Genomic DNA, 1,788 nt, shown 5'->3' on the forward strand with positions numbered 1-1,788 from the left:
CTACAACTTTGCATTGTTTTTGAGTCACAGATGTGTAGGATAGTTGGGAGACTATGAAGCGGCCTCGCCAGGGGTTGTGGAGTCATCGTTGAAATACCAACCTTCTGTTATTTAGAATCTAACCCTGAGAAGGGGACATTGCATGGTGGGTAGTTTGACTGGGGTGGTCGCCTCCTAAAAAGTAACGGAGGCTCGCAAAGGTTCCCTCAGTACGGTTGGTAATCGTACGGAGAGCGCATTAGTAAAAGGGAGCTTGACTGTGAGGCGTACATGCCGAGCAGGTGCGAAAGCAGGCTAAAGTGATCCGGTGGTTCTGTATGGAAGGGCCATCGCTCAAAGGATAAAAGGTACTCTGGGGATAACAGGCTGATCTCCCCCAAGAGCTCATATCGACGGGGAGGTTTGGCACCTCGATGTCGGTTCGTCACATCCTGGGGCTGGAGAAGGTCCCAAGGGTTCGGCTGTTCGCCGATTAAAGTGGCACGTGAACTGGGTTCAGAACGTCGCAAGACAGTTCGGTCCCTATCTGTGATGGGCGTTAGTAAATTGAGAGGACGTGACCTTAGTACGAGAGGACCGGGTCGTACGTACCGCTGGTGAATCAGTTGTGCCGCCAGGTGCAGTGCTGAGTAGCTATGTACGGAAAGGATAAACGCTGAAAGCATCTAAGCGTGAAACCTACCTCAAGATGAGTTTACTTTTAAGGGTCGTGGAAGACTACCACGTTGATAGGCTACAGGTGTAAAGGTGGTAACATCAAAGCCGAGTAGTACTAATTGCCCGTAAGCTTTAATTTTTTATTGTTTTCTTGTTTGGTTTATAACTTTCCCAATATGTACATTATTGTCTCGTAAGAGACCATCTTCTTATGGTGGTTATTCCGAGGGTGTTCACCTCTTCCCATTCCGAACAGAGAAGTTAAGCCCCTCATGGCCGATGGTACTGCACCACAATGCGGGAGAGTAGGTAGCTGCCATATTCATTGAAAGCCTCGTTGTAAAACGGGGCTTTTTTTTTGTGCCTGCCGGAAGGGGAAGTTATTGCACTAACAGCTTTTTCTTTTGTGTCGTGTTCACGCGGGCGTGTTAGCAAAATGCTCACTTTTACCTCTTCGCATTAGATATTTTTTTTCTCGTAGCTGCTTTGCTCTTCGCAGCGTACTGCTTTTTTTCATGCGAAGACACACTGCTTCGTGCCTCGCAGGAGCAAGGACGCAGGAGGCGGTTGAGGTTTTGAAGAGCTAGGTGAGCTTGTTTGGGGATGAGGGATATTTTCTCGCAACGACGCTACGGCGCAAAGCCTTAAGTACTGGGCAGGCCGGTAGTGCCACAGAGAGGTATGTTTACCTTACATGTAAAAGTTTTATGTTTCTTTAAATGGGGGATAATTTATGCCGCTTTAAATCAACTCTTGAATTAAGCCATCCTGAAAACTGTTATGATACATATAAATAGCCGCGGGAACAGAAAGGCGCAAACTACCTGGCAGCAGCCCCGAAACGACACTCACACCTTAATCAACCAGTTCCAATAAAACAGCCACGTTGCGTCTCTGCGCCGTTGCGAGAAAATATCCCTCCAAAACGAACTCCCACTCCCCAGCAGCCTCCAAACCTCAACCGCTTCTCGCGTCCTTGCTCCTGCGAGGCACGAAGCAGTGTTTCTTCGCGTGAAAAAAAGTAGTTAACTGCAAAGCGCGAAGCAGTTGCGGGAAAAAAACTGCAGTACGAAACGAAAATCAACAAAGCAGTCGCGCGAAATACTCAAACAAAAAAAGTCTCCCCAATGG

At 47.9% G+C, this 1,788-nt stretch carries 2 rRNA genes (1 of these 2 running past the window's edge); both read left to right on the top strand.

Annotation, left to right across the window (positions count from 1 at the left end):
- Window positions 1-796, top strand: a 23S ribosomal RNA gene (locus M4J38_RS00985); it begins 2,081 nt to the left of the window's first position.
- A 71-nt stretch (window positions 797-867) separates the two neighbouring features.
- A 5S ribosomal RNA gene (gene rrf / locus M4J38_RS00990) occupies window positions 868-979 on the top strand.
- Window positions 980-1,788: the final 809 nt, after the last annotated feature.

The sequence above is a fragment of the Parasegetibacter sp. NRK P23 genome (assembly GCF_023721715.1).
GTDB lineage: Bacteria > Bacteroidota > Bacteroidia > Chitinophagales > Chitinophagaceae > Parasegetibacter.